Source organism: Enterobacter cloacae complex sp. P29RS (genome assembly GCF_014893445.1).
In the GTDB taxonomy this organism is placed as follows: domain Bacteria; phylum Pseudomonadota; class Gammaproteobacteria; order Enterobacterales; family Enterobacteriaceae; genus Enterobacter; species Enterobacter intestinihominis.
The window spans coordinates 39,068-62,071 of sequence record NZ_JADBPZ010000002.1; the positions used below are offsets into that span (position 1 = coordinate 39,068).

Consider the following 23,004-nt stretch of genomic DNA (forward strand, 5'->3'; position numbering starts at 1 on the left):
AATGAAAACCATCCATCTTACCCAGAGCCAGGCACGAACACGGTTAATCGCCCCCGAGGACATGATTTCCTGTAATCTTGCTTTTATTGATTGCAAGCTACCCGGCTCGCATCTCAAACAAAACTATTCCTTCATCGGCCCGGGTGTAACTCAGTCCAGCGAGCAGATTGTTAATATCCCCGAGCCGCACGGCTTTAACATTGGCGCGGCGGCTATGCCGAAAGGGGTAACCAATAACCTGCATCTGCATTTCACCGCAGAAGTGTTCCTGATCCATGAAGGGACATGGCGTTTTCGCTGGGGCGCCAACGGCGAGCATGAAGCGGAATTTAGCGCGCCCACCATCCTCTCAATACCGACCTGGATCTTCCGCGGTTTCACCAACGTCAGTAAAGAAGATACCTGCGGCATGGTATTTACCGTGCTCGGCGGGGACAACACGGGCGGCATCATCTGGCACCCGTCAGTGCTGGCGGCCGCCAGCGAGTACGGTATGTATCTCAGCAAGGATAATATGCTGATTGCGCAGGAGGCAGGTGAACCAATGCCCGATCCCGCCACGCTGCTGACGCCGCTGTCAGAGCAATATATTGCCGGGCTGCGTGACTACAGCGTTGAGGAGATGCGCCAGCGTGCGGTAACCGGCGATGACCGCTGCTGGTCAGCCCAGGGACTGCTGGATTCGGTGCTGCCAGGACACGGCGGCGAAATTGCGCCGGTTATCGGTTTCGGCATTTCACAGGATCGGGATTCCGCTCCCGCTATCGTGAGCCCGCACGGTTTTTCCGTCGAATGGCTGCGTCTCGCCGAGGATCACGTTGTGGGCCGCCATCTCTGCCCGGATATTCAGGTCATTATGGTCTTTAAAGGCCAGCTGGAGGTCACCTGGAACGAGGCGGGCGAAGAAGTGAGCGTTATCGCCCCGGAACGTTCGGTGATCTCTGTTCCGGCAAACAGCTGGCGTCGCTACCGCGCGGTTGACGGCAAAACGGAGTTTATTCTGACGACCCGCGGCGATCAGCGTAAGCGCCTCTACTGGGATGAAGCGATCCTGCAACAGGCGAGAGAACACAATCGCTGTCTCGATCCCGATGGCTACGTGGCCGATGCCGACATCCTGCCTGCCACGGCCCGTCGGGCCGGTGCGATACTGGAGAAATGGCAGTCGAATGCCTGACTGAGCTTATACTCGTCATCACGATACTGGCGCAGACTGTTCACTGCGCCATTGTGGTTATCAACATACCGCCCCTCACCGGGCCTTCTTAAACGTCAACATTATCCGACCATCCTCTTCTCCAGAACGGTGATATTTTTCCCTGCAACGTTTTCCACCGTGAAATTATCGACATACAAAAAAATGAGTTTCAGTCCTCTGCCGCTTTCAGCCAAAAGAGAGGCATCGAACGTCGCGTCGTCCCGCACCGCCACGAGACGTTCAGCGGGAAATTCATCGCCATCGTCCGTAAAACGCAGCGTCGCGTCCGAGACGGTAGCGATGAACTCCACGCTGAAGCAACGTTCCGGATCCTCATGTAGCGCATGACGAATAATGTTGGTAGCCGTCTCACAGGCGGCGAGATCGAGCGCAAAGCGCCAGTCATCGCTGACGGATAGCGAGGCCATCTGGCTCTCAAGCCATGCCGCAAGCGGCGAGACTGAAGTTAACGTGGCGGGAAAAGAGATGTGGTTAGCCACAGTCAACTCACTGATTTAGCTGCGCAAGTGCCGTTGCGCGATCCGGGCAGATGCGAAATATGCGATCCATACGGGTCAGGGTAAACATGTTGCGTATACCGGGGTTCAGCGCACATAACATCATTTCACCTTTACCGTTCATCATTTTCAGCAGGGAAACCAGCGCACCAAGGCCGCTACTGTCGATAAAATCGATTTTGCTGAAATCGACTATCAGGGATTTACGATCTTCCCCAATCTCCCTGGCAATGGCTTCCTTAAATCCCGCCGCCACCGAGGCGTCCAGTCGGCGCACCGATGGGGTCATAATGTTTACCTCGCTCAGCCGGTCTGTATCAATGTTCATCGTTTACTCCAGTACGCTCAATTACTAATAAGGAAACATCATCGGCCATGGCCTGCTGTTCACGACATTCTCCGCTGCGCCAGCGTATAAGATGCTGTGCAAACTGCGGTAAGAGCTGTTCCAGCGCTAGCGTGACATCACTCTGAAGCCGACGCTGCAAACGCGCCTGACCAAACTGTTCGTTATCAGGGTTCTCACACTCGGTAATACCATCGCTAAACAGACAGAGGCGATCACCCGGTGCCAGCGAGAAGCTCACGTCTGTCCAGCTGAGATCCGGCATCAATCCTACCGGCGCACCGCCTTCACCGACCGTCCTGACCTCGCCACCAGGGTTCACAATGAACGGTGTAGGATGCCCGGCCTGGCACAGCTTGCCTTCGCCTGTCGCCAGGTCGATAACGCCGTAAATCATGGTGAAATAACTCATTATCTCAGCCTCTTCGCTGCAAAAGCGACCGTTCAGGATGCGAACGACTTCTGCAGGGGACGCAACATCGCTCTCGTCCGCAAACAGAAAACGCTCTACCGCCCTGCCATGCAGAAACTGACGGGCAACAGCAAGTGACATCATCGCCGCACCGACGCCGTGCCCCGACACATCAACACAGTAGAATCCCAGATGGTTGTCGAGAGGGAAGACATTGAAAATATCGCCCGATACCCAGGCTGACGGCAGGAAAATCCAGTCGGCAAAATAATCCCGGTAGCGCAGCTGATGCGCGGGCAGAACCGACTGCTGGATCCGTGCCGCCACCTCAAGGTCTTGCTCTATCTGCCTTAACGCCTCGCTGAGGCGCGCATTACGCGCAGCAAGCGTGGCTTCAAGGGACAAAACCCGTGCCCCCGCGTGCAATCGCGCCCGTAGCTCACTCTGCTCGACTGGCTTATTGAGAAAATCATCCGCACCGGCGTCAAAACCCACCGTCAGATCGCCCGGCTCTTCGCGCGCGGTAAGCAAAATTACATAAACATAATGGCCGAACTGGCGGCTGCGAACCTCCCGGCACAATGTCAGGCCATCCATTTCCGGCATATCCCAGTCGCTAATCACCAGGCTGACGGGCTGGTTTTCAAGGATCTCAAGCGCGGCGACGCCATTCTCCGCCTCGTAGACGATATACCCCCACTGCGTCAGCATACGGCTAAGCAGGCGACGATAAACCAGTGAATCTTCAACTATCAGGACGTGCTGGGACAACATACGCCCTCCTATAGCGGTAAGAACCAGATGACGCTGACGGTGCCTTCCCGGAATTTACCGCTGCCGCTCTGGTGGCCGGGGTAACGGGTGCCGGAGTAGTTTGCATACTGAACAGAGAATGAACCTGGCGTATAACCCGCATAGCCAAAGCTATAGCTGTAGTCGCCGTTCCAGGGCTGCTGCTGGCTGCTGTCCGGAAACCAGAACGCCGTGGCGCGTACGAAAAAATGCTGCTTAAAGGTATAACCACACCCGCCCAATACCACGTTCTTGTTTTTGCGGATATCGTTGCTGTCCAGATCGTAATAGCGCGGAACCCAGCTGTAGCCCATCTGGCAAATGATGGAGTCGCCTTTGTTGATCAGAAGCTTATTCTCTACGGGCTTCGGCAGTGAAAATTTATACGCCAGCGTCACGGCCCCCTGCTCAAAATAGGTGTGACGACGGGTTCCTGACGTCCAGAAGCGGTTATCCCCGTAATTACTGTAAACCAGGCTGACCGTGTTGGCATGCCAGTCGTCATAGCCAAAGCTGTAGCGAAAATCGGCCGTGTAGCGGCTGGTGTCCGTCACCGGTAACCTCGATGTCACGTTGGCAAACCAGTAGCTGTAGGGTGAGTATTGCAGGCTAAGATTGAGCGTCTGGTTGTATTTTCTTTTCTGATCTGCGCTGTCCGAGCTGTTCGGGATGGTCATCCACTGCTCTTTCAGGCCGGAACTAAAGCTCAGCGCGCCAGAGAAAACGTCTTCATTCCCTGAAAACAGACGTCCCCAGCGGCTGGTGAACACGCCAGCCTGCACCGGCTCACCGTTCTTGTCACGTAGCGATTCCGCATCGTCCTTCGGCGCAGCCTCAGCCCCAGTGGCAACGCACAATAGTGCGCAGGTCAGCAAAAATTTATCCCGCATCTGCCCTTCCTTAGTTAGGTATCCAGCGCGCGGCGACATTATATTTCGCCATCAGCCACAGCACGCCCAGCGTCGCCGCGTGAATGAAGGTATTCACAGCCCAGTCATGGCGCCACAGATCGAACGTAACGAACTGGCTTACCAGGAATACGACGTAGACGTGCAAAATAAAGGTATAAAGCGAATGCTGACCCAGGGGGATAAGAAACCAGCCCGCGAAGCGATACAGGGGCAGCCAGTACCAGGTCAGCAGCAGATAGACCGTCACCATCAGGCTGATATCGTTAAGCACCCTGATGGGTCCCAGGCCATTTTTCGCCGCCCAGGTATGGTAAAAAGCATTAAAGTCCTCGGGTGAAAGACTGTGCATGAGCAGCGCGGGCGGCATAAACGGGTTGGTATGGTTCTGGGCAATAAAGCCAAGAATCAGCGCAATCATCACCAACGCCACGAGCACTACCTTACCGGCGGGCGTGCGGGCAAAGGAGATCAACTCCTCTTTGTACCAGCCGCTGCACATTCCCAGCACAAAAATAAACTGCCAGGCCAGCAGTGGAAACGCGAATTCAAACTGAGACGGCGTAACCCGCACCGGCCACACCTGCCAGCAGCCGTAAACGAGTAACGATAGACCCAGCAGCCAGTAGACGTATCCTTTCTGAAGCATTCCCAAAAACAGGGGGCTTAACAGCAGAAGAAAAATATAGAGCCCAAGGATTTGCGTTTGATGAGGACCAATTTGCAGGTAGAGGACAATGTTAAACCAGGTTTCTTTAATTTGCGGCGTCACCGGATACAGTGACCAGGTTGTCCCCGAGTAACGATCGGTAAAATGGGTAACCTCAAAGACGTTAATAAACGGAAGATATCCTAACAGTAAAAATGAAAGAATAATGATGATATTTACGCGATATATTTTCCACGCGCGCAGATAAAGCCCCCAGGATATAGTCAACAATACCGCTTTTTGCAATCTGACACGGTTTAACATTCCCAGCATAAATCCGGAAAGGATGACAAAACCCTCGGCACCAGTGACCAAACCAAATCTTTCCCAGGTAAATATATTAAATATCGACATCACTTCCGTGTGCGCCACCACCATCATCACTAACGCGATACCGCGCATAAAATCAATACGTAAATCACGTTTATCCGCCAGGGCGTAACGCCATGTTGTTGGTTTGTCAGCATCTTTTTTTATAAGCACAGGCGCAATCTGGCTCATGGGGCGTCGCGTTCTCCATGCTAAAAAAGTTTCTTGTATTTTATTTAGATAGCGTAAAGAAAAGCATATGGCAATGTTTGGAAGATCTTCCGATATTATTAAGCGTGGTTAACAATTAATTAAGCAGATGTAAATAATCGACTATTAACACCTCTGGAATTATTTCCCCCACGTTCTACACTTACTTTACTTTTTGTTTGCGGACGTGATTTTTCGTTTTGCGATCCCTTTCGGTAACGGGTCTGTTATTAATATCTATCGTGGAAACAGGATATCCTTCTGTATGGATTTTTATTTTACCCGTTTTGAACATCGCCAGCCGCCTGAACCGCTTAAGACACCGCGCTGGATAATGCTAACATGGCAGGTATTGGCGGTTGCTGCGCTGATTTTAGGCGCTAATTATCTTTACTGGCGCTGGACAGCCTCCTTAAATACCGACGCGCTGTGGTATGCCATTCCGCTGGTGCTGGCTGAAACCCTGGCCTGGATCGGCACCGTGCTGTTCACCATTAACCTGTGGAAAGAAGAAGATCCGCCGCAAAATCCCCCGCCGGTTGAGATCAATGATTGCCTGCGCCCCGAAGACGCGGAAGCATCAAGACCCATAAAGGTCGATCTCTTTATCGCAACCTATTCAGAAGATGTAGAGCTGGTCAGGCTTTCTATTCGGGACGCCATGAAGATGGATTACCCCTTCCCGCTGGACTACAGGGTACATGTGCTCGATGACGGCCGACGCCCGGAGATGAAAGCCGTCTGCGATCGGGAAGGCGCCAACTACATCTCCCGCCAGACAAATATTGGCTTCAAGGCCGGTAATTTGCGAAACGGACTTGAGCAAACCGACGGTGATTTCCTGATCATTTGCGATGCCGATACCCGTGTCTTCCCCACCCTGCTCAGCCACACGCTGGGCTACTTTCGCGACCCTGACGTAGCCTGGGTTCAGACACCGCAGTGGTTCTTCGACCTGCCGGAGGGGGAAAACCTCGCACGCTGGCTTGGGCGAAAAGCAGGCAAAACGGGATACGGGCTGGGATGGCTCGCCCAGAAGTTCGTCGGGCCAGTGACCATCGGCCGCGATCCCTTTTTTAACGATCCGCGCATGTTTTATGATGTGATCCTGCGCCGGCGAAACTGGGCCAACGCTGCCTTCTGCTGCGGTGCGGCCTCTGTACACAGGCGCGAAGCGGTGATGCAGGCGGCGCTGCGCAGCTACGTATGGACGGTTGAAGAAGAGATCGATCGCCACACGCGGGATATACGCGATCCTGTCATGCGCGAAACCCTGCAGGACGCCATGCGTCCCCACGTGGCCTTCGATACGGAACTCACGCCCTATAAATTTCACGTATCGGAAGATATTTATACCTCTATCCTGCTCCACGGCGATGCCGCCCGCCGCTGGCGCTCGGTAATGCACCCGCGGATCGAATCGAAAATGCTCTCTCCGCAGGATATGCTGACGTGGATGATCCAGCGCTTCAAATATGCCGCGGGTTCACTGGATATTCTGTTCCACGACAATATTTTCAGCCGTCGTCGCTTTAAGCTCTCTTTGCCGCAGACTCTGATGTACGCCACCACCTTCTGGTCCTATCTGGCCTGCGTGTGGAACACTATTTTCCTGATATCGCCCATTGTTTACCTTTTTACCGGTATACCCCCTGTATCAGCGTGGTCTGAACCCTTTTACCTCCATTTTTTGCCCTTTTTTATTGTGTCGGAGCTGGCGTTTATGTTCGGCACCTGGGGAATATCAGCCTGGGATGGCAGAGCATCATATCTCTCATTCTTCTCCATGAATCTGCGCGCGCTCGACACGGTCCTGCGCGGAGAGCAGATCAAATTCCACGTCACCCCCAAAGAGCGGCAGACGGGGCGTTTTCTTTATCTGGTAAAACCGCAGATCGCCATCGTCGTGCTCACCCTGGCCGGGCTGATTTGGGGCGGTATTCAGGTTGCACGCGGGCAGGTTGACGATCCGTCTGGCTACGTCATCAACATCTTCTGGGGTGCAGTCAACATTGCCGCCATGCTGCCGCTGATCTTCGCCGCCATGTGGACCCCGGCGGAAGAAGAGGTGAGCGAATGAGAAAACGCGACGCGCTTTTGTCTGCCCGCAGCTACCTTACTATTCTGCTCGGCTTTCTGCTGGGATTCGCCATCGTCGTCTGGGTTGAAAAACAGATGCCGACACGGGTTGAGAGCAGCGCGGGGATGTCGCTGAGTAACGATTTCCCGCCCTTGCCCGCTCCGCGTGAACTGACATTCGAAGAAGCCATCTGGGCGCGGGTAGCCTGGCAGTATTATGTGAACAACACGCAGCCTAATGGTCTGGCCAACGCGCAGAATGGCGAGCCCTGGCTCAGCCTGTGGAGCACCGGCAGCTATCTGTTTGCCGCTGTAGCCGCCAGGCAACTCAACATTCTTACTCCCGGCGAATTTGATGAACGCATCGCGGCCGCACTGGCCGCTCTCGCCAGCCTTCCACTCAATCCTCAGGGGCTGCCTGCCGCCTATTATCATGCCGACACGCTGGAAGCCCTGGGCAAACCGGACGCCTCGGCGATCGGCATGGGCCGTCTGCTTAACGCTCTGCAAACGCTGCTATGGCGCTATCCTCAGCACGCTGGCCCCGTGCGCAATCTGCTTGAACGCTGGAATATGGGCGCCCTGATTGCCAACAACACCACCAGCCAGGCCGCGGTCCCGCTACACCAGTGGGCGCTGGCGACGGACGAGCCGCGCAACAGCTTCGGCTATCGCCTCTATGCCAGCCATACGCTTCGGCTGATCGACAGCGCGGCGGGACTGGCGGTAACGAATCCGCCGGAAGGACAGCAGATGATCGACATCGACGGAATAATGGTGCCTGACGAAGGGCTACGCACGCCGTGGGGTCGGCAGCCTTCGCTTATCAGCCTTCCCTATCTATTAACGGGTCTCGAATTGGGTTTTGATGCGCAGAGCGCAGAAATCACGTGGCGCATAATGCAGATCCAGCAGCGCCGTCACGGCCTGCGGGTCCGCAAGCCACCGATCAGCACCGATTACGCCGAGCCCGCGCCGGATTACGTCAACGATCTGCCCGATCGCCAGCCGCTGCAAAATAGCGCTCTGCTTGACGCTACCCCCGAGCAAACGGCAATTACCTCTACCCGCACCGCCTTTGCCTGGTACGCCCTGTTCCGTAATGGCTGGAGCGAAGCAATGCGCCAGCAGGTGCAGAAGCTACAGGTTCCGGGTAAGGGCTGGCAGCGCGGACTTAACCTTAACAGCAGCGTGAACGAGATCGTTGACGCCGATACCAATGCGATCGTGCTTGAGAGCCTGGCGTACATTGCTCACGGTCAGATGCTTTGTCTGGCCTGCCCTGGTCCCGCCACTTCCCTCACATCTTCAGCAGGAGCGAAGCCATGAAGCTGAAATCTATCCTCTTTTTTCCTCTTCTGGCCGGGCTTGTGGCAGGCTGGCTCTCACTCTCTGCGGCCCAGGCAGCGACCGGCCTTCCCGCCTCGGATTACCCGCCGCGTAGCGGCGAACTCACGCCTCGGGAGATGACCATTGCCAAAAACGCCTGGCAATATTTCGTTGTGAACTACCAGCCTACGACCGGCCTGGTGAACGCCGTCAATAAATTTCCCTCAACCACCATGTGGGATAGCGCCTCCTATATGGCCGCGATGACGGCCGCAAGGGAGTTGGGAATTATTGATAAAGCCGAATTCGATCGCAGAATGCTGAAATTACTCGCCACCCTGAACAAACTGGATTTGTTCCGCAACGAACTGCCCAATAAAGCCTATAACACCATCACCGCCCAGAAGGTTAACTACCAGAACAAACCTGGTGAAATTGGCTTCTCGGCACTGGACATCGGCAGGATGCTGATCTGGCTGAAGGTCATTAAGGAGCGCTATCCGGAATACGGCAACAGCATTGATAACGTGATGCTGGGATGGAATTTCACCAACGTCATCAACCCCTGCGGGATGATGTACGGAGCCTATCTGGAAAACGGCCAGCCAAAGTACGTGCAGGAGGGGCGGCTGGGCTATGAAGAGTACGGCGCCGCGGGCTTCGCGTTGTGGGGCTTTGGAACCTGTCAGTCCAGCCAGCCCCAGCCCTATGAGCTGGCTGAGATCTACTGCGTAATGGTGCCCTATGACTCGCGCGATCCGCGCCTCACCAACCAGCATAATTACGTCGTAACCGAATCGTATGTGCTTTACGGCCTGGAATTCGGTTTCGACAAGCCGACGGACAGAGAGAACAGTCCGCGCGACTACTCCCATCCGTGGATGAAAAACTTCGCCGACAGGGTTTACCAGGCTCAGGAGAATCGCTACGCCATCACCGGTATTTTATCCGCTCGCTCTGAACATCAACTCGATAAGTCCCCTTACTTCGTCTACGACACCGTTTTTAGCGACGGCTTCAACTGGAATACCATCACCGATAAAGGCGTATACGTTCCCAATACGGCCGCCGTCTCTCTGAAAGCGGCGCTCGGGATGTGGGTTCTCTGGAACTCGCCTTATACCGACCGCCTGCTGGACGCCATTGAAAACGCCAACGAGACGGACAAAGGATACTATGAAGGGCTGTACGAAAACGGCGACGGCCCCATCAAAGAGTTCACCGCCAATAACAACGGCATCATGCTAGAAGCATTGCTGTTCAAAAAAGAGGGCAAGCTGTTGCAGTTCAACAGCGATAATCCCAAAGATCGCCACTTCGCCCCCTCCCTGTGGGAAAAAAAGCTGGTGGATCTCTTTGAGCCAAATAATGCCTCGCGCAACCGTCCGTTCCTGAACAGTACGCCAGCGGTGAAGACATGGTGTGAACAGACCGGAACCACCCTTCGCACCAAACCCGCTTGCCAGGCCTGTCAGTGTGCTACCTGTAATACGGACGAGCCTGTGAAACTGCCGCCGGTGACCGCACAATGCTTAAGACCTTAGCCCGCTGGCTGGCTGCCGCCGTCCTAATTCTTATTATCGCCTTCGCCCTGTTTAGCCGTGAAGGCGCAGGTTGGCGCTGGCTGACCAAAGGTGGCTGGCACACCACCGCGCGCATCAGTAATCTGACCCCACAGGAGCGGGAGTGGGCACGTATCGCATGGCGCTATTTTGAGAATAACACCCAGCCTCAGACAGGGCTGGTCAACGGTAGCGATAAACAGCCGCGTGTTACGCTGTGGCAAATTGGCGATACGCTTATTGCCCTGCTGGCTGCCCGCGAGCTGGGTCTGATCCAGGCGGACGAATTCGACGCCCGGCTGACGCGCCTGCTCGGAACCCTCAACCGCCTGACGCTGACCGAAACCCGCACCCCCGGCAGGCTCTATTCCAGCCGAACGGCTTCGCCCATCGATTTCACAGAAAAACCGGCGCTGCGCGGTTGGTCGGCAAAAGATATGGCCCGTGTGATGCTGGCGCTGCGTCTCACCGCTGAGCGCGCGCCTGAGTACCGTGAATATCTGGATAAAATCATCCTGCGCTGGAACTTCTGTCCGGTGATGGATAAGGACGGGGAGCTGTGGTCTGCGTCCATGCAGAACGGGCAGCCGGTGGTGCGCGACGAGCTGCGGCTGGGTGAAAGCGAATATGCCGCCAGCGCGTTTCGGCTGTGGGGATTTCCATCGGGTAAGGCATTTTCCCCGCCTTCTCAGAACATCATTCTCTACCAGCGTAGCCTCGCCGTTGACGCGCGCGATCCAAGAACGACCTGGCAGCCGTCGCTACTCTCCACCCTCCCCGCTATGCTGCCGGGGCTGGAGTTTGGCTGGCAACCGCCCGGTGTGGCGTCCGATATTCACAAAACGCTGCGCGCACGGGCCGAAGCCGTATGGCTTAGCCAGAAAACGCGCTGGGAGCGTGAGCGCGCGCTAACCGCACGCGCCGATTTTTACCTCTCTCAGGCCCCCTGGCACGTAGAGGACACCGTCTGGGGAAATGGCTATGCCTGGAATACCCTGGGCGACGACGGAAAAAGCTATCCCCGTCTGGCACAGGTGAGTACTAAGGCCGTCTTTGTGCTCTGGGCGCTGTGGGAGACAGATTACACTGACGCGTTGATGACCGTTACCCGGCACCTGAATAACCCGAAACAAGGCTGGTATGAGGGCCGCGTTGAGGCAACCGGCGACATTAACCCGACGCTCACACTCTCGACGAACGCCATGGTGCTGGAAGCACTGCTGTACAAACACAACGCCGGGCCGCTGTTTGAAAATGGCCTTGTGGAAAGCGATGGCTATTTTGCCCGCCGCACGTCGGATCCCTTCAACCCGCCCGGCCTCTGCATGCCCGGCGAACGTGCCGCGAGGCCCGCACCATGAAATTTTATCGCGATCTCTTTGACGCCAGCCTGAGCCGCGTCCTGCCGGAGAATGATAAACGGCACTTTTTTGAGGCATTCTGGGAGACTTTTATTCATATGTCCCCCGATACGGAGCAGCACTTTGCCCAGGACCAGGGCCGGGATGGCCAGCAGATGATCTTCAAGAGCTTTTTCGCCATGCTTGCCGTTGACGGTTCGCTCTTTGTGCCCGATTTTCTGGAACGCCTGGCGCGGGAGCAGAGTAATGAAGGGCTGCGCTTGCCACCACGATTTTTCGGCCTCTGGCGGGAGGCAATGCTCCGGACCGTACGCGCCTGCGATCCACTTTGCGATGAAGAGATCCTAACAGCCTGGGCGATGGCCATTGCCCCCGGGCTGGAGTATCTGCGCCGTCAGGCGGAGCTGCACTATAAGGCCAGAGGTGAGTAACCATGCGAGCCACATCCCGTTTCGATCTCAACGCGCTGCCTGTGGGGGTGATGATTTACGATCCCGCCGAGCATCTGCTGGCCTGGAATGACCAGATATCGCGCTTTTACCCGGTGATCGCCCCCTGGCTGATCGCCGGTGCCACCCTTGAGAGCCTGGCGGAGAAATTTATTGATTCGGGTTATAACATTGACCCCACCCGCCGCCGGACCCTGCGTGAAGCGATCGTTCGCAACTGCCGTCAGTCAAGCCATCGAGAGGTGCGGCAGTCAGGAAACCGGCGGCTCTACGTGCAGCATCAGCGTCTTGCTGATGGTGGCATCCTCAGCCTGCATACCGATATTACCGAGCTTGACGACGCCCAGCGCTCGCGCCAGCAGCTGCACGATGATTTTTTACTGACCGCAGAGTCCATTCAGATCGGCATCTGGAACTGGCAGGTCTCTCACGACAGCCTGGAGGTGAACGATACGCTGCTGGCGATGGTGGGTCAGTCGCGTACGCAACTGCACTACCCGCTGCGCTTTTTACTGAACCTGGTCCATGAAGAGGATCGTGCCGTCCTGCGCAACGCGATGATCGCCTCCAGGCAGGAGCACATGCCGGTGTTTGAATGTGAGATTCGCGTGCAACACGCGACGCAGGGCTGGCGCTGGATGCTGATTTCGGGACAGGTGGTCACCCTCACTATGCAGCAGCAGGCCGAACGGGTGATCGGCACCCTACAGGACATCACCCGCCGCAAGGAGGCCGAGCTGTTAGCCATTGAAGCGGCGAAAGTGGCCCGGGAGGCCAACGAGGCGAAGAGTGCATTTCTCGCCAACATGAGCCACGAAATTCGCACTCCGATGAACGGCATTCTGGGCATGACTCAACTCTGCCTCGATACACAGCTCAACCCCGAACAGCGGGAATATCTTTCTCTGGTGATGAGTTCAGCGCAGTCACTGCTGCATATCATCAATGACATTCTCGATTTCTCACGCATTGAGTCAGGTAAGATGACCGTCGATACAGAGCCGCTGGAAATCCGCCCCTTTGTGCAGTCGCTCATCCGCCCGCATATGCCCTCCGCCAGCGAAAAAGGCATTGAACTGCTGGTGGATATCGCTCCGGGGGTGCCTGAAGTGCTCATCGTTGATGGTCCCCGACTACGTCAAATTCTGACTAATCTCCTGGGCAACGCGCTGAAGTTCACCCATCACGGTGAGGTTATGCTGGCAATAGAGCCTACAGAAAGTGAAGGACACTGGCGTTTTCGCATACGCGACAGCGGCATTGGCATCCCGATGGAGAAACAAAAAGCCATTTTCGAGGCGTTCAGCCAGGCCGATAGCTCTACCACCCGCCGCTACGGCGGTACTGGCCTCGGACTGACCATTTCTGCCCGCCTGGTAAGCCTGATGGGCGGAGAGCTAACGGTTCAGAGCGAGCCGGGTGCAGGCAGCGAATTTGCTTTTACGTTGCCACTGGAAGGTCAGTTGGCTGTCCCAGCAACCGATGCTCCTGTAGCACGCTTTAACGGCGAATCGGTACTGGTTGTAGACGACAATAGTACCAACCTGCGGCTGCTGGATACCATGCTTCGCCAGATGGGTCTGACACCGACCTGTGTTAACAACGCCGGGGAAGCGTTAAGCCTGACTGCAAAAAGGGGATACTGGCCGCTGATCCTGCTGGATGCCCAGATGCCGGATATGGACGGTGTATCGCTAGCCCTTGAACTCTCTGTTATGCCGCAGGCCGAGCAAAGCCACATCATTATGCTCAGTTCCATGAGCCGCCATTTCGATGCCAATCTGCTCAAGCGTATCGGGATTGCCCACTATTTGCATAAGCCGGTTGCCCAACGTGAACTTTATCAAACCATAGCCAGCGTCCTGGCCCCCACACCACAGCTGGCATCGCCCCCTTCTCTTTCTCCCTCTCCCGTCACCTCGCCTGTACAGGTGCAGAACGGGCTTCACATCCTGCTGGCCGAGGACAACCTGGTGAATCAGAAAGTCGCCAGACGCCTGCTGGAGCAGCTCGGCCACCGTTGCGAAGTGGTATCCAATGGCCGGGAGGCTCTCGAACGCTGGCGTGAACGGTCGTGGGATTTGATGCTGATCGATCTGCAAATGCCAGAAATGGACGGTGAAACGGCCATTCGCCTGCTTCGTGAAGAGACACTCACGCGGGGGCGTAGCCACCAGCCCGCCATTGCGATGACTGCCCATGCCATGCAGGGCGACCAGGCGCGCTGCCTGGCAATGGGCTTCGACGGCTATATTGCCAAGCCGGTGAGTCAGGAGGCGCTCAGGGAGGAGATAGCCCGTGTTGTCGCCGGAGAAGAAAAGGGTCTGCCGGATGAGGCTCACCTGTTAAAACAGTGCGCTGACGATCCCGATCTGGTTAATGAGCTGCTGGCGCTGTTCGGTAACGGGCTTGATGAGGCAATGGCAGCCATAGAAAGAAGTATTGTAAACGATGACCGCGAGGCCTTGCGTCGGGCTGCACATAAGCTTCGCGGTGAAGCCGTCACCCTGGGGTTCGCATGCTTTGCGGAAACTCTCCAGTTCGTCGAGAGTCAGGCAGTGTCGTTGAATCAGAGCGAGCTGAGCGTTATGCGAGGCGAGCTCATCAAGCAGGCCAGGCGCAGTATGGCATGGCTGCACCGCCGAGGGCAGGAGGTTAAAGATGATCTCTAGGCATATTATGCTGCTGGCATTCGCCCCTCTGCTTGCACAGGCAAGCCAACCTATCACCTGGTCATTAGCTGGAATGTGGCGCGTACATGACGCAAATAACGCCACCTTCGACGGAGCCAATGCGCCTGATCATGACTGGCGAACGATTCGGGTTCCGGCCAACTGGTACAGCGCCGGATACGATCATCAGGGGGCCCTCTGGTATCGTCACGAATTTACCTTGCCCAAACCCGCTCCCGATATCATGGCCACACTGGTGTTTGAGGGGGTGGATTATTTCACCGACGTCATACTTAATGGCAAACATCTGGCTCGCCACGAAGGGTATTTCCAGCGCTTTTCCGTAGACGTGAGTGATGCCCTGTACCGGCATAATAAGCTTGCCGTTCGGGTGGACAGTCCCTGGGAAGATCCGAAAACAATCTGGCCGCTACATAAAACGATGGTTAAAGGCGTACTTAACCAACACGATACTCGCCCTGGCGGGGCCTGGTCAGAGGACGGCCAGGATGCCAACTCCGGGGGGATCTGGTCGCCGGTAAAGCTACACTTGAGCCGCGGAGTGACCATCGACGAGGTGATACTGCGTCCGGACTGGCGCGAAGGACTGAGCAAACCAGCGCTGCACGCCGAGATCCGCTATCGCGCGCTGTCTGCCGGTGACGTAACTCTGCGCCTGTCGGCCACACCGGACAATTTTATGGGCCCGCGTATAAAGCAGGAATTCCCTGTAAACCTTGCGAGGACTGACGGGAAGCCGCAGTCGCTTCGCGTCACGCTGCCGATGAAAGACGCCAGGCTCTGGTGGCCAGTGGGCTATGGCAGGCCAAACCTCTACAGGGTGCGCGCAACCCTGATGGATGAGCAAGGGGTGATGGATACTGCGGTTGCCCGAACCGGGTTACGCAAGATAGTGAAGCAGCCTGACAACAAGGGCTGGCTGCTCAATGACAGACGCCTGTTTATCAAGGGGAGTAACTACATCGGCTCCCCGTGGCTTAGCACCATGACGCGCAAAAAATATCGCCGCGATTTTAGGCTGGTGCAGGCGATGAACGCCAACGCGATACGCGTTCACGCACATGTGGCAGGTCGGGCACTTTACGATGTGGCTGACGAGATGGGGCTAATGATCTGGCAGGATGTCCCCCTGCAATGGGGTTACAACAACAGCGACGCCTTTGCGGACAATGCCACGCGGCAGACCCGCGAGATGGTCGAACAGTTTGGCAATTCCCCGGCCATTATCGTCTGGGGCGGTCATAACGAGCCGCCGTGGAACTCACCGTGGATGGAAAAACGCTTCCCCGACTGGAATAAAAACCTGAACCAGACGCTGACGAAACGCGTGGGAGAAGCGCTTGCGCAAGACACCTCGCGCATTGTTCATCGTTTTTCCGCGGTTGAAGAACATTACTGGGCCGGGTGGTACTTTGGCACCATGCGCGATCTCCTTGGCCCCGCCAAAACCGCGATCATTACGGAATTTGGCGCTCAGGCGCTACCGCGACTCTCAACCCTGAAAACCATCATCCCCGCCCGCCTGATATGGCCGAAAAGCACCGCCGCCGACGATCCTGGCTGGACGCACTGGAAATACCATAACTTCCAGCCTTTCCAGACCTTCAAATTTGCCAACATTCCGCGGGGCAATACCATTCAGGAGATGATTGCCAACACCCAGCGTTACCAGGCGGAGCTGGTGGCAATGGCGGCGGAGAGCTATCGTCGGCAACGCTATCAGCCGGTTACCGCCCTCTTCCACTTTATGTTTGTTGAAACCTGGCCCTCCATCAACTGGGGCGTCGTGGATTATCTGCGTAAGCCCAAACCGGGTTACTACGCGCTGCAAAAAGCCTATCAGCCCATTCTGCCGTCGATTGAACCCGTGACGGCGGTGTGGCGCAAGGGAAGCCAGGCCACGGTTCGCCTGTGGGCAATCAATGACACCTGGTCCGCCTGTGAGGCGTGTCGCCTGAAGTGGCAGGTGAAGCAAAATGGTCAGGTGTTGGCTAAAGGCGATACAACGCTTACGCTTCCCCCTGATTCGGGCAGCAAGATAAAGGACCTTACCGTCACACCGACCAGCAGGCATAACGTTACCATTGAATATGTGATTTCGGATCGCGCCGGTAAAACCGTGGGTTCCAACCAGCGCAATGAGAGGGTGGAAAGCCCTCCTGAGCCATGAATGCTGGCTACCCGACGCTGCTATTAATACCCGGCATGCCAGCCTGCATTTTCAGCCTGTTAACGAACCAGCGTCCGGCCGGGCCGGGCGGATGTTCCTCCAGGTGCACCGCCTGCATGGAAAAACCGGGCCCGACGTCGGGCTGCATCGGCACGTTCAGCGTAACCAGTTTTCCCGCTGCGAGATCTTCCTCGACCATTGGCAGCGGCATATAACCCCACCCCAGTCCGGCACGCAGGAAGGCGTGCTTCGCGCCCATATCCGCTAAATGCCATGTCTTTGACGACATGACGCCAAAGCTTCGGCCCACGGTGAGAGAGGAGCGATCGGTCAGCACCAGCTGGACGTGTTCCTGTAAAAGTGAACGAAGGATCGGACCGGACGCGGTCGCCAGCGGATGCTCAGGGGAGACAACGGCCACCGCAGGCACGCTGAGAAGGAATTCTGAGATGCATCCCGCCGGAAGATGCGGCAGCGATCCGGTTATCGCCACCCGGCAATGACCGTCCAGTAAAGGCTGGAACACCGCCCCCAACGCTTCCACATACAAACGCAGCGGGGTGTCAGGAAATGCCTGCTGAAACGCCTGCACCGCAGCGGTGAGCTGCGCTACGGGAAACATCACGTCGACGGACACCGCCAGTTCAGGCTCAAGACCTTCGGCTAAGGTGCGCGCCTTAGCCTTAAAGGCGTCCATCCCGGCAGTGGCAAGACGCGCCGCTTCCAGCATGGCGACGCCCGCCTCCGTCAGCGTCGGATAACGCCCGGTACGATCGAATAATGGAAACCCGACCTGTGCCTCAAGGTTTGCCAGCGTCGCGCTGACAACCGACTGCGCGCGCCGCAGCCTGCGACCGGCGGCGGAAAAACTCCCTTCATCAACGGCAGCAATAAAGGTGCGGAGTTGATCAACAGACATACCGTCCAGCATGTATCGCTCCAGCAGATGGATCCCATCTAATTATATAGGCTATTCAGATAGGTCAAAGATTACTACTCTCAGTGCATGTTCACTACTCTTCAATGAAGGAAATACAATATGAAAACGACTACTGTAGGTATCATCGGCGCTGGCGCTATCGGGCAAGCCTTTGCAGAACAACTGGTTAAAGCGGGCATGAACGCTATTCTGAGTAACAGCCGCGGGCCGGAAAGCCTGACTGCGGTGGTTGAGAAACTGGGCCACGGGGCTCGCGCTGGCACCGTAGAACAGGCCGCCCAGGCCGACATCGTTTTTGTCAGCACAAACTGGGACAAAACCGAGGCCGCGTTACGCGGCATCAACTGGGAGGGGCGTATCCTGATCGACGCGACCAACCCGGTCATACTGCCAGGCTTCACGCTGGCTGAACTGGGCGGAAAAAACTCAAGCCAGGTGGTGACACAGTGGGCTCCGGGTGCACGCGTCGTTAAAGCCTTCAATACTCTCCTTGCAGGGGTGCTGGCTCAGGATCCGGCGCAGGCGGGTGGCCGTCGTGTCGTCTTTATCTCCGGAGACCATCCTGACGCAAAGGCGGAAATAACAGCCTTAGCCGGGCAACTGGGCTTCGCAAGTATTGATTTAGGCAGCCTGGAGGTTGGCGGTACGCTACAACAATTCCCCGGAGGGCCTCTTCCGGCGGTGAACCTGGTGCAACTGGCATAGCTAAAGGTAACGATAAATATGACGCAGCGTACTTCCGCAGAGACCTTTGAAGAATACCTTCCCGGCAAGCTGATCAGGGAACATCGGGCGCAATCTTCCCGGGATGTATTCGTGCAAATTCTGGCGCGCAGACACGTGCAGGAAAACGTCATTATTCCGGCAGTGCCGGAGCCTTTTATCGTCTGGATCCTCTCAGGTAATGCCGTCGTTGAGGAGCGTTCCCCCGGTGAGCCGTGGTTAGCAAACCGCGTTACCGCAGGCGATTTCTTTCTCACAACGGCGGCTTCTCCTACTGAAATGCGCTGGCACGCCGGGCCAGATACGCCTTTCGTCGTTATGCATGTTTATATGGGAGTGGCTATGATGCAGGAGTATGAACTGCGGGAAGTCTCCGGCGCGCGCGACGACACGCTATCCGCCCTGCTGGAGCAGATACGTCAGGAGCTGTATCTGCAAAATCCACCCAGCGGCCCGTTTATCCAGGGCATTGCGCAGGCGCTGGCAGTACATCTGATTCGCACCTATGGCACTCATGCGAAACGACACCGCGGGGGCTTGCAGGCATTTAAGCTGCACCGGGTCTTCACGGCAATGCGTGAAGGGTTAGCCCAGCCGTTTGACCTGGCACGCCTGGCTGAACTGACCGATCTTAGCGAATACCATTTTAGCCGCGCCTTTAAACAGTCAACCGGACTTTCCCCTTCTCACTACTTTATCCGGCTACGCATGGAGGAGGCGCGTCGCATGCTATCGGAAAGCAATGATTCCATAATCAATATTGCACTGAACGTCGGATACACCAGCCCCAGCCACTTTGCTGCCGTATTCCTCAGGCATAACGGCGTGACGCCCTCCCACTATCGCAGCGATGCCGTTCGCAGCAAAAGCCCGACAGTTTGAGCAAAAGCCCGCGCGAAGCGATTGCCAGAAAGATCCATTATTGACCCGTACTTCAGACATTCTTTCTGAAGCGTTGAAATTAACTCTCAAGAGGATCAACTATGGAACTCAACGGTAAAGTCGCGCTCATCACCGGTGCTTCAAGCGGAATTGGTGCCTCCACGGCCAAAAAGTTAGCGGAACAGGGCGTCAGGGTGGGTCTCGCTGCCCGCCGTCTGGATCGTCTTCAGGCGCTGGTGTCTGAAATTGAGGCTGCTGGCGGGGAAGCCATGGCGCTGGCCATGGATGTCACTGACCCGGCCTCAGTTAATAAAGGGGTGGAGGCACTGCACAAACGCTATGGCCATATTGATATCGCCTTTAATAACGCCGGGCTGATGCCGATTTCGGATATCGCCAGCCTCCGGGTTGACGAGTGGCATCGAATGGTAGATGTAAACGTAAAGGGCCTGTTTAACACGGTCGCGGCCGTATTGCCGATTATGCAGTCACAACGCTCGGGTCATATCATCAATACCTCGTCGATCGCCGGGCGTAAAACGTTTCCCGGACTGGGCGTATACTGCGCGACGAAGCACGCGGTTGCCGCCTTCTCGGATATTTTGCGTATGGAGCTGGCCCCTCAGTTCAACATTCGCGTCACCTCGCTTCAGCCGGGTGCCGTTGAAAGTGAATTATTCGAGCATATCAGTGACGAAAATTATCGTGCACAGATGGAACAGCTGAAGGAGAAGATGACGTTCCTGAAAGCCGATGATATCGCCGACTCGATTCTTTACGTATTGCAGGCACCGGAACATGTGGACGTGGCAGAGCTGTTTATTATGCCGACCGAACAGCCGTGGTAAGAGGGTGAAGCGGGTCAGGCTGGTGCCTGACCCGCAACGTTAGTTTGCAGAGGCCGTAGGTCTGATGGTGATTTCGGTGGTATCGACACTCTCAGGCGCCTCGATGATGTGGCGCACGGCGCGAGCGATATCAGCCGGTTTGAGAGCAATAGCCCGGTACGCATCCATCACCGCCATGGTTTCTTCGTGCGTAATGGTCGAGGCCAGTTCGCTTTCCACTACCCCAGGGTTGACGCAGGTCACACGGATGTTCGAACTTTCCTGACGTAAACCATCGGAAATGGCCCGTACCGCAAATTTGGTCGCGCAATAGACGGCGGCCGTGGGCACGACGGACAAGGCACCAATCGAGCCTATATTGACGATCTGCCCCGAGCCCTGGGCTTCCATAATCGGCAAAACAGCACCAATACCCCATAGTACGCCCTTGATATTTACGTCAATGGTGCGCTCCCATTCATCCTGCTTGCCAGCCGAAAGCGGAGAGAGAGGCATAATGCCCGCGTTGTTAATAAGTACGTCAATTCGGCCCCACTTATCCCGTGCTGCCTGAACGAAGGCGGCCATCGACTGGCGGCTGGTAACGTCTAATACCTGAGCCTCTGCCTCCCCTCCTGCGCTGCGGATTTCATCAGCCAGAGCGTGGATGCGATCCAGCCTGCGTGCACCCAGGAACACTTTTGCGCCAGCCTTGCCGAGCTCTCTGGCGATACCTTCTCCGATACCGCTGGAGGCGCCGGTAATTAAGATGACTTTGTTCATGTTTTACTCCTTCAGTTGAGTTCACTGCAATCATAGATACAGACCATTGTTTCTTGTATCCTGCCTTTACTGGACTCACTGGTTAGCAATGTTAAACAATGAAAATCGATCTTAATTTGTTACCGCTTTTTCTGGCGGTCGCCGAAGAACGCAGCTTCAGCGCTGCCGCCGGGCGCCTGGGCATAACCCGTTCCGCTGTCAGCCAGGGAATAAGACGTCTCGAAGATGGGTTTCAGACCCTGCTGGTGATGCGCACCACGCGCTCGGTAAGGCTCACCGAAGCGGGTGAACGGTTGCATAAATCGTTGCTGGGGCCCATCGCCAACATTGAGGCGGCCTTTGACGATGTTATCTCGGACAGCATACCGCGCGGACAGCTCAGGATCGCTGTCACCTCAATTGCGGAAGCGTTTCTTTCGGGCCCACTGCTCGCCTCGTTTACGGCCGCGCATCCTGCGGTATCGCTTGATGTTTTCGTGTCAGATGAGGAATTCGATATCGTGGCAGCGGGCTATGACGCCGGGGTGAGGCTGGGCGAAGTTATCGAAAAAGACATGATCGCTATTCCCCTTACGGGCCAGCAGCGTGAACGGGTGGTGGCTTCACCTTCCTATCTGGCGACACACAGCGCACCGACGCACCCCCGTGAGCTGGTCGCTCATCGGTGTATCGGCTGGCGCCCTTCCCCGGACGTTGCCCCCTATCGCTGGGAGTTTGAGGAAGCAGGCGTCCCTTTCGATGTGGCAATTGAACCACAAATCACCACTAACGATCTGCGTCTTATGCTCAGCCTCGCGCTGGCCGGCGGTGGTATAACCTTTGCCACGGAGGACACCTTCACACCGTACATTGAATCAGGACAGCTGGTTTCCTTACTGGATGCGTTTCTTCCATCTTTTCCTGGTTTTTATCTCTATTTTCCCCAGCGCCACAATATGGCCCCCAAGCTCAGAGCCCTGATCGAGCACATCCGCCAGTGGCGACAGCTCCCCGCCACGCAGCCGACACTGCGTTAAATGGTTCCAACCCTGAATGCAGATTTTCCTCAATCTACTGCGTCCCTTTGATGAGCATCAACGACAGCACGTCATTACCATGGAAAATGACAACGGACACGATGGGCAGGACTTCACACAAGGATGGAACCTTAAAAATGTACAGACCAATAGTTGTTATCCTCTTTATTCTTTTGACATTAGCCGCCCTCGTGGAAATCGGCATAATTTCTTTAGGCTAATACCGATAGCCTCTGAAAGGCCTCGCTTGCGGCCTTTTATTTATTAAACATGAGAAGAAAATACGTAATTTTTTTGAGTAGCAGAAATTAACCCGCCCGTAAAAATATATTTTATAAATGAGAGAGTTTTAAATATATCATACACCAGATATTTCACCCTAACTTAAACTACAATTAAGCAGCAATTAAACCTAACCAAAATTAGATATTTATCGCATATTATAATTATTAGTATCGCCCCACCAGCACCGTTTTAAGGGTTGCACCTTTTACGCCAAAACCCTTTATCCACGCGCCCTCATAGCTAACGAAATATATTCACGCTATCAATTAATCTCCCCTGCAATAGCCGCGTTGGGTTTACGAACACTTAATTTGCGTATTCAGACATTTATAGCTATATCATTTTTATAACGAAATAATTTAATACCTGCACAAATAATAAGGCTTATAAATCGCAAACATATAAATAAACAACTATTTCCTGTGTAAATAATTAGCTTTGCCCTGAGGTTGCCACTTTTAATCCTGGCGGGCATCGGTCGCGCTAAAGAAAGTAACGGTAAA

19 protein-coding genes are annotated in these 23,004 nt (G+C 55.5%); 12 read left to right on the forward strand and 7 right to left on the reverse strand.

Features of this window, described 5'->3' with window-relative positions:
* Position 1 precedes the first annotated feature (1 nt).
* Positions 2-1,177 (forward strand): cupin, encoded by a 1,176-nt coding sequence (locus IM282_RS01785; RefSeq protein ID WP_192970051.1) that lies wholly within the window; start codon positions 2-4, stop codon positions 1,175-1,177.
* A gap of 101 nt (positions 1,178-1,278) precedes the next feature.
* Here the strand turns inward: IM282_RS01785 and IM282_RS01790 are convergent, their stop codons facing one another.
* The 5 genes from IM282_RS01790 to opgC are packed head-to-tail and all read right to left on the reverse strand — an operon-like array spanning position 1,279 to position 5,384.
* Positions 1,279-1,698: an ATP-binding protein gene (locus tag IM282_RS01790; protein ID WP_080343380.1), complete on the reverse strand. Its 420-nt coding sequence runs from the start codon at positions 1,696-1,698 to the stop codon at positions 1,279-1,281.
* 7 nt (positions 1,699-1,705) lie between these two features.
* Positions 1,706-2,044 (reverse strand): STAS domain-containing protein, encoded by a 339-nt coding sequence (locus IM282_RS01795; RefSeq protein ID WP_046621201.1) that lies wholly within the window; start codon positions 2,042-2,044, stop codon positions 1,706-1,708.
* On the reverse strand, positions 2,034-3,248 hold the full coding sequence (locus IM282_RS01800) for a PP2C family protein-serine/threonine phosphatase (protein WP_046621202.1): 1,215 nt from the start codon (positions 3,246-3,248) through the stop codon (positions 2,034-2,036). The genes IM282_RS01795 and IM282_RS01800 overlap by 11 nt, the downstream gene beginning before the upstream one ends.
* A gap of 8 nt (positions 3,249-3,256) precedes the next feature.
* Positions 3,257-4,156, reverse strand: coding sequence for a hypothetical protein (locus IM282_RS01805; RefSeq protein ID WP_046621204.1), 900 nt, complete (start codon positions 4,154-4,156; stop codon positions 3,257-3,259).
* A 10-nt stretch (positions 4,157-4,166) separates the two neighbouring features.
* Positions 4,167-5,384, reverse strand: coding sequence for an OpgC domain-containing protein (gene opgC / locus IM282_RS01810; protein WP_094948225.1), 1,218 nt, complete (start codon positions 5,382-5,384; stop codon positions 4,167-4,169).
* A 283-nt stretch (positions 5,385-5,667) separates the two neighbouring features.
* Here opgC and IM282_RS01815 point away from each other — a divergent pair, with 283 nt between their 5' ends.
* The 7 genes from IM282_RS01815 to IM282_RS01845 are packed head-to-tail and all read left to right on the forward strand — an operon-like array spanning position 5,668 to position 17,045.
* Positions 5,668-7,482 (forward strand): glycosyltransferase, encoded by a 1,815-nt coding sequence (locus tag IM282_RS01815; RefSeq protein WP_046621207.1) that lies wholly within the window; start codon positions 5,668-5,670, stop codon positions 7,480-7,482.
* Positions 7,479-8,810 carry a DUF3131 domain-containing protein gene (locus tag IM282_RS01820; RefSeq protein ID WP_192970052.1) on the forward strand — a complete coding sequence of 444 codons (1,332 nt, stop codon included), beginning with the start codon at positions 7,479-7,481 and terminating at the stop codon, positions 8,808-8,810. Before IM282_RS01815 ends, IM282_RS01820 begins: the two co-directional genes overlap by 4 nt.
* Positions 8,807-10,354 carry a DUF3131 domain-containing protein gene (locus IM282_RS01825; RefSeq protein WP_046621211.1) on the forward strand — a complete coding sequence of 516 codons (1,548 nt, stop codon included), beginning with the start codon at positions 8,807-8,809 and terminating at the stop codon, positions 10,352-10,354. Before IM282_RS01820 ends, IM282_RS01825 begins: the two co-directional genes overlap by 4 nt.
* On the forward strand, positions 10,339-11,733 hold the full coding sequence (locus IM282_RS01830) for a DUF3131 domain-containing protein (RefSeq protein ID WP_192970053.1): 1,395 nt from the start codon (positions 10,339-10,341) through the stop codon (positions 11,731-11,733). The genes IM282_RS01825 and IM282_RS01830 overlap by 16 nt, the downstream gene beginning before the upstream one ends.
* A complete protein-coding gene (locus IM282_RS01835) occupies positions 11,730-12,164 on the forward strand; it encodes a globin (RefSeq protein ID WP_192970054.1) in 435 nt (144 codons plus the stop codon). The genes IM282_RS01830 and IM282_RS01835 overlap by 4 nt, the downstream gene beginning before the upstream one ends.
* 2 nt (positions 12,165-12,166) lie before the next feature.
* Positions 12,167-14,854 carry a response regulator gene (locus IM282_RS01840; RefSeq protein ID WP_192970055.1) on the forward strand — a complete coding sequence of 896 codons (2,688 nt, stop codon included), beginning with the start codon at positions 12,167-12,169 and terminating at the stop codon, positions 14,852-14,854.
* Entirely contained in the window at positions 14,844-17,045 is a 2,202-nt protein-coding gene (locus IM282_RS01845) for a sugar-binding domain-containing protein (RefSeq protein WP_192970056.1), read from the forward strand. Before IM282_RS01840 ends, IM282_RS01845 begins: the two co-directional genes overlap by 11 nt.
* Positions 17,046-17,052: 7 nt before the next feature.
* On the opposite strand, the gene IM282_RS01850 is transcribed toward IM282_RS01845, so the two are convergent.
* Positions 17,053-17,976: a LysR family transcriptional regulator gene (locus tag IM282_RS01850; RefSeq protein WP_126315106.1), complete on the reverse strand. Its 924-nt coding sequence runs from the start codon at positions 17,974-17,976 to the stop codon at positions 17,053-17,055.
* Between the two features lie 108 nt (positions 17,977-18,084).
* Here IM282_RS01850 and IM282_RS01855 point away from each other — a divergent pair, with 108 nt between their 5' ends.
* The 3 genes from IM282_RS01855 (at position 18,085) to IM282_RS01865 (ending at position 20,438) form a co-directional block, all read left to right on the forward strand.
* Complete coding sequence (locus tag IM282_RS01855) at positions 18,085-18,690, forward strand: NADPH-dependent F420 reductase (RefSeq protein ID WP_045308437.1); 606 nt, start codon at positions 18,085-18,087, stop codon at positions 18,688-18,690.
* A gap of 18 nt (positions 18,691-18,708) precedes the next feature.
* Positions 18,709-19,590, forward strand: a complete 882-nt coding sequence (locus IM282_RS01860; RefSeq protein WP_022649103.1) for a helix-turn-helix domain-containing protein — start codon at positions 18,709-18,711, stop codon at positions 19,588-19,590.
* A 101-nt stretch (positions 19,591-19,691) separates the two neighbouring features.
* Positions 19,692-20,438: an SDR family oxidoreductase gene (locus tag IM282_RS01865; RefSeq protein ID WP_022649104.1), complete on the forward strand. Its 747-nt coding sequence runs from the start codon at positions 19,692-19,694 to the stop codon at positions 20,436-20,438.
* Between the two features lie 39 nt (positions 20,439-20,477).
* Here the strand turns inward: IM282_RS01865 and IM282_RS01870 are convergent, their stop codons facing one another.
* Positions 20,478-21,200, reverse strand: coding sequence for an SDR family oxidoreductase (locus IM282_RS01870; RefSeq protein WP_023298428.1), 723 nt, complete (start codon positions 21,198-21,200; stop codon positions 20,478-20,480).
* A gap of 98 nt (positions 21,201-21,298) precedes the next feature.
* Between IM282_RS01870 and IM282_RS01875 the strand changes: the two genes are divergently transcribed.
* Entirely contained in the window at positions 21,299-22,216 is a 918-nt protein-coding gene (locus IM282_RS01875; protein ID WP_048965951.1) for a LysR family transcriptional regulator, read from the forward strand.
* Positions 22,217-23,004: the final 788 nt, after the last annotated feature.

Bases quoted from the DNA above. Each gene is read 5' to 3' on its own strand.
- IM282_RS01800 (WP_046621202.1), bottom strand. From the start codon at position 3,248: ATGTTGTCCCAGCACGTCCTGATAGTTGAAGATTCACTGGTTTATCGT.
- IM282_RS01820 (WP_192970052.1), top strand. From the start codon at position 7,479: ATGAGAAAACGCGACGCGCTTTTGTCTGCCCGCAGCTACCTTACTATT.
- IM282_RS01815 (WP_046621207.1), top strand. From the start codon at position 5,668: ATGGATTTTTATTTTACCCGTTTTGAACATCGCCAGCCGCCTGAACCG.
- IM282_RS01840 (WP_192970055.1), top strand. From the start codon at position 12,167: ATGCGAGCCACATCCCGTTTCGATCTCAACGCGCTGCCTGTGGGGGTG.
- IM282_RS01830 (WP_192970053.1), top strand. From the start codon at position 10,339: ATGCTTAAGACCTTAGCCCGCTGGCTGGCTGCCGCCGTCCTAATTCTT.
- IM282_RS01860 (WP_022649103.1), top strand. From the start codon at position 18,709: ATGACGCAGCGTACTTCCGCAGAGACCTTTGAAGAATACCTTCCCGGC.
- IM282_RS01875 (WP_048965951.1), top strand. From the start codon at position 21,299: ATGAAAATCGATCTTAATTTGTTACCGCTTTTTCTGGCGGTCGCCGAA.
- IM282_RS01785 (WP_192970051.1), top strand. From the start codon at position 2: ATGAAAACCATCCATCTTACCCAGAGCCAGGCACGAACACGGTTAATC.
- IM282_RS01805 (WP_046621204.1), bottom strand. From the start codon at position 4,156: ATGCGGGATAAATTTTTGCTGACCTGCGCACTATTGTGCGTTGCCACT.
- IM282_RS01845 (WP_192970056.1), top strand. From the start codon at position 14,844: ATGATCTCTAGGCATATTATGCTGCTGGCATTCGCCCCTCTGCTTGCA.
- IM282_RS01825 (WP_046621211.1), top strand. From the start codon at position 8,807: ATGAAGCTGAAATCTATCCTCTTTTTTCCTCTTCTGGCCGGGCTTGTG.
- IM282_RS01850 (WP_126315106.1), bottom strand. From the start codon at position 17,976: ATGCTGGACGGTATGTCTGTTGATCAACTCCGCACCTTTATTGCTGCC.
- IM282_RS01870 (WP_023298428.1), bottom strand. From the start codon at position 21,200: ATGAACAAAGTCATCTTAATTACCGGCGCCTCCAGCGGTATCGGAGAA.
- IM282_RS01865 (WP_022649104.1), top strand. From the start codon at position 19,692: ATGGAACTCAACGGTAAAGTCGCGCTCATCACCGGTGCTTCAAGCGGA.
- IM282_RS01795 (WP_046621201.1), bottom strand. From the start codon at position 2,044: ATGAACATTGATACAGACCGGCTGAGCGAGGTAAACATTATGACCCCA.
- opgC (WP_094948225.1), bottom strand. From the start codon at position 5,384: ATGAGCCAGATTGCGCCTGTGCTTATAAAAAAAGATGCTGACAAACCA.
- IM282_RS01855 (WP_045308437.1), top strand. From the start codon at position 18,085: ATGAAAACGACTACTGTAGGTATCATCGGCGCTGGCGCTATCGGGCAA.
- IM282_RS01835 (WP_192970054.1), top strand. From the start codon at position 11,730: ATGAAATTTTATCGCGATCTCTTTGACGCCAGCCTGAGCCGCGTCCTG.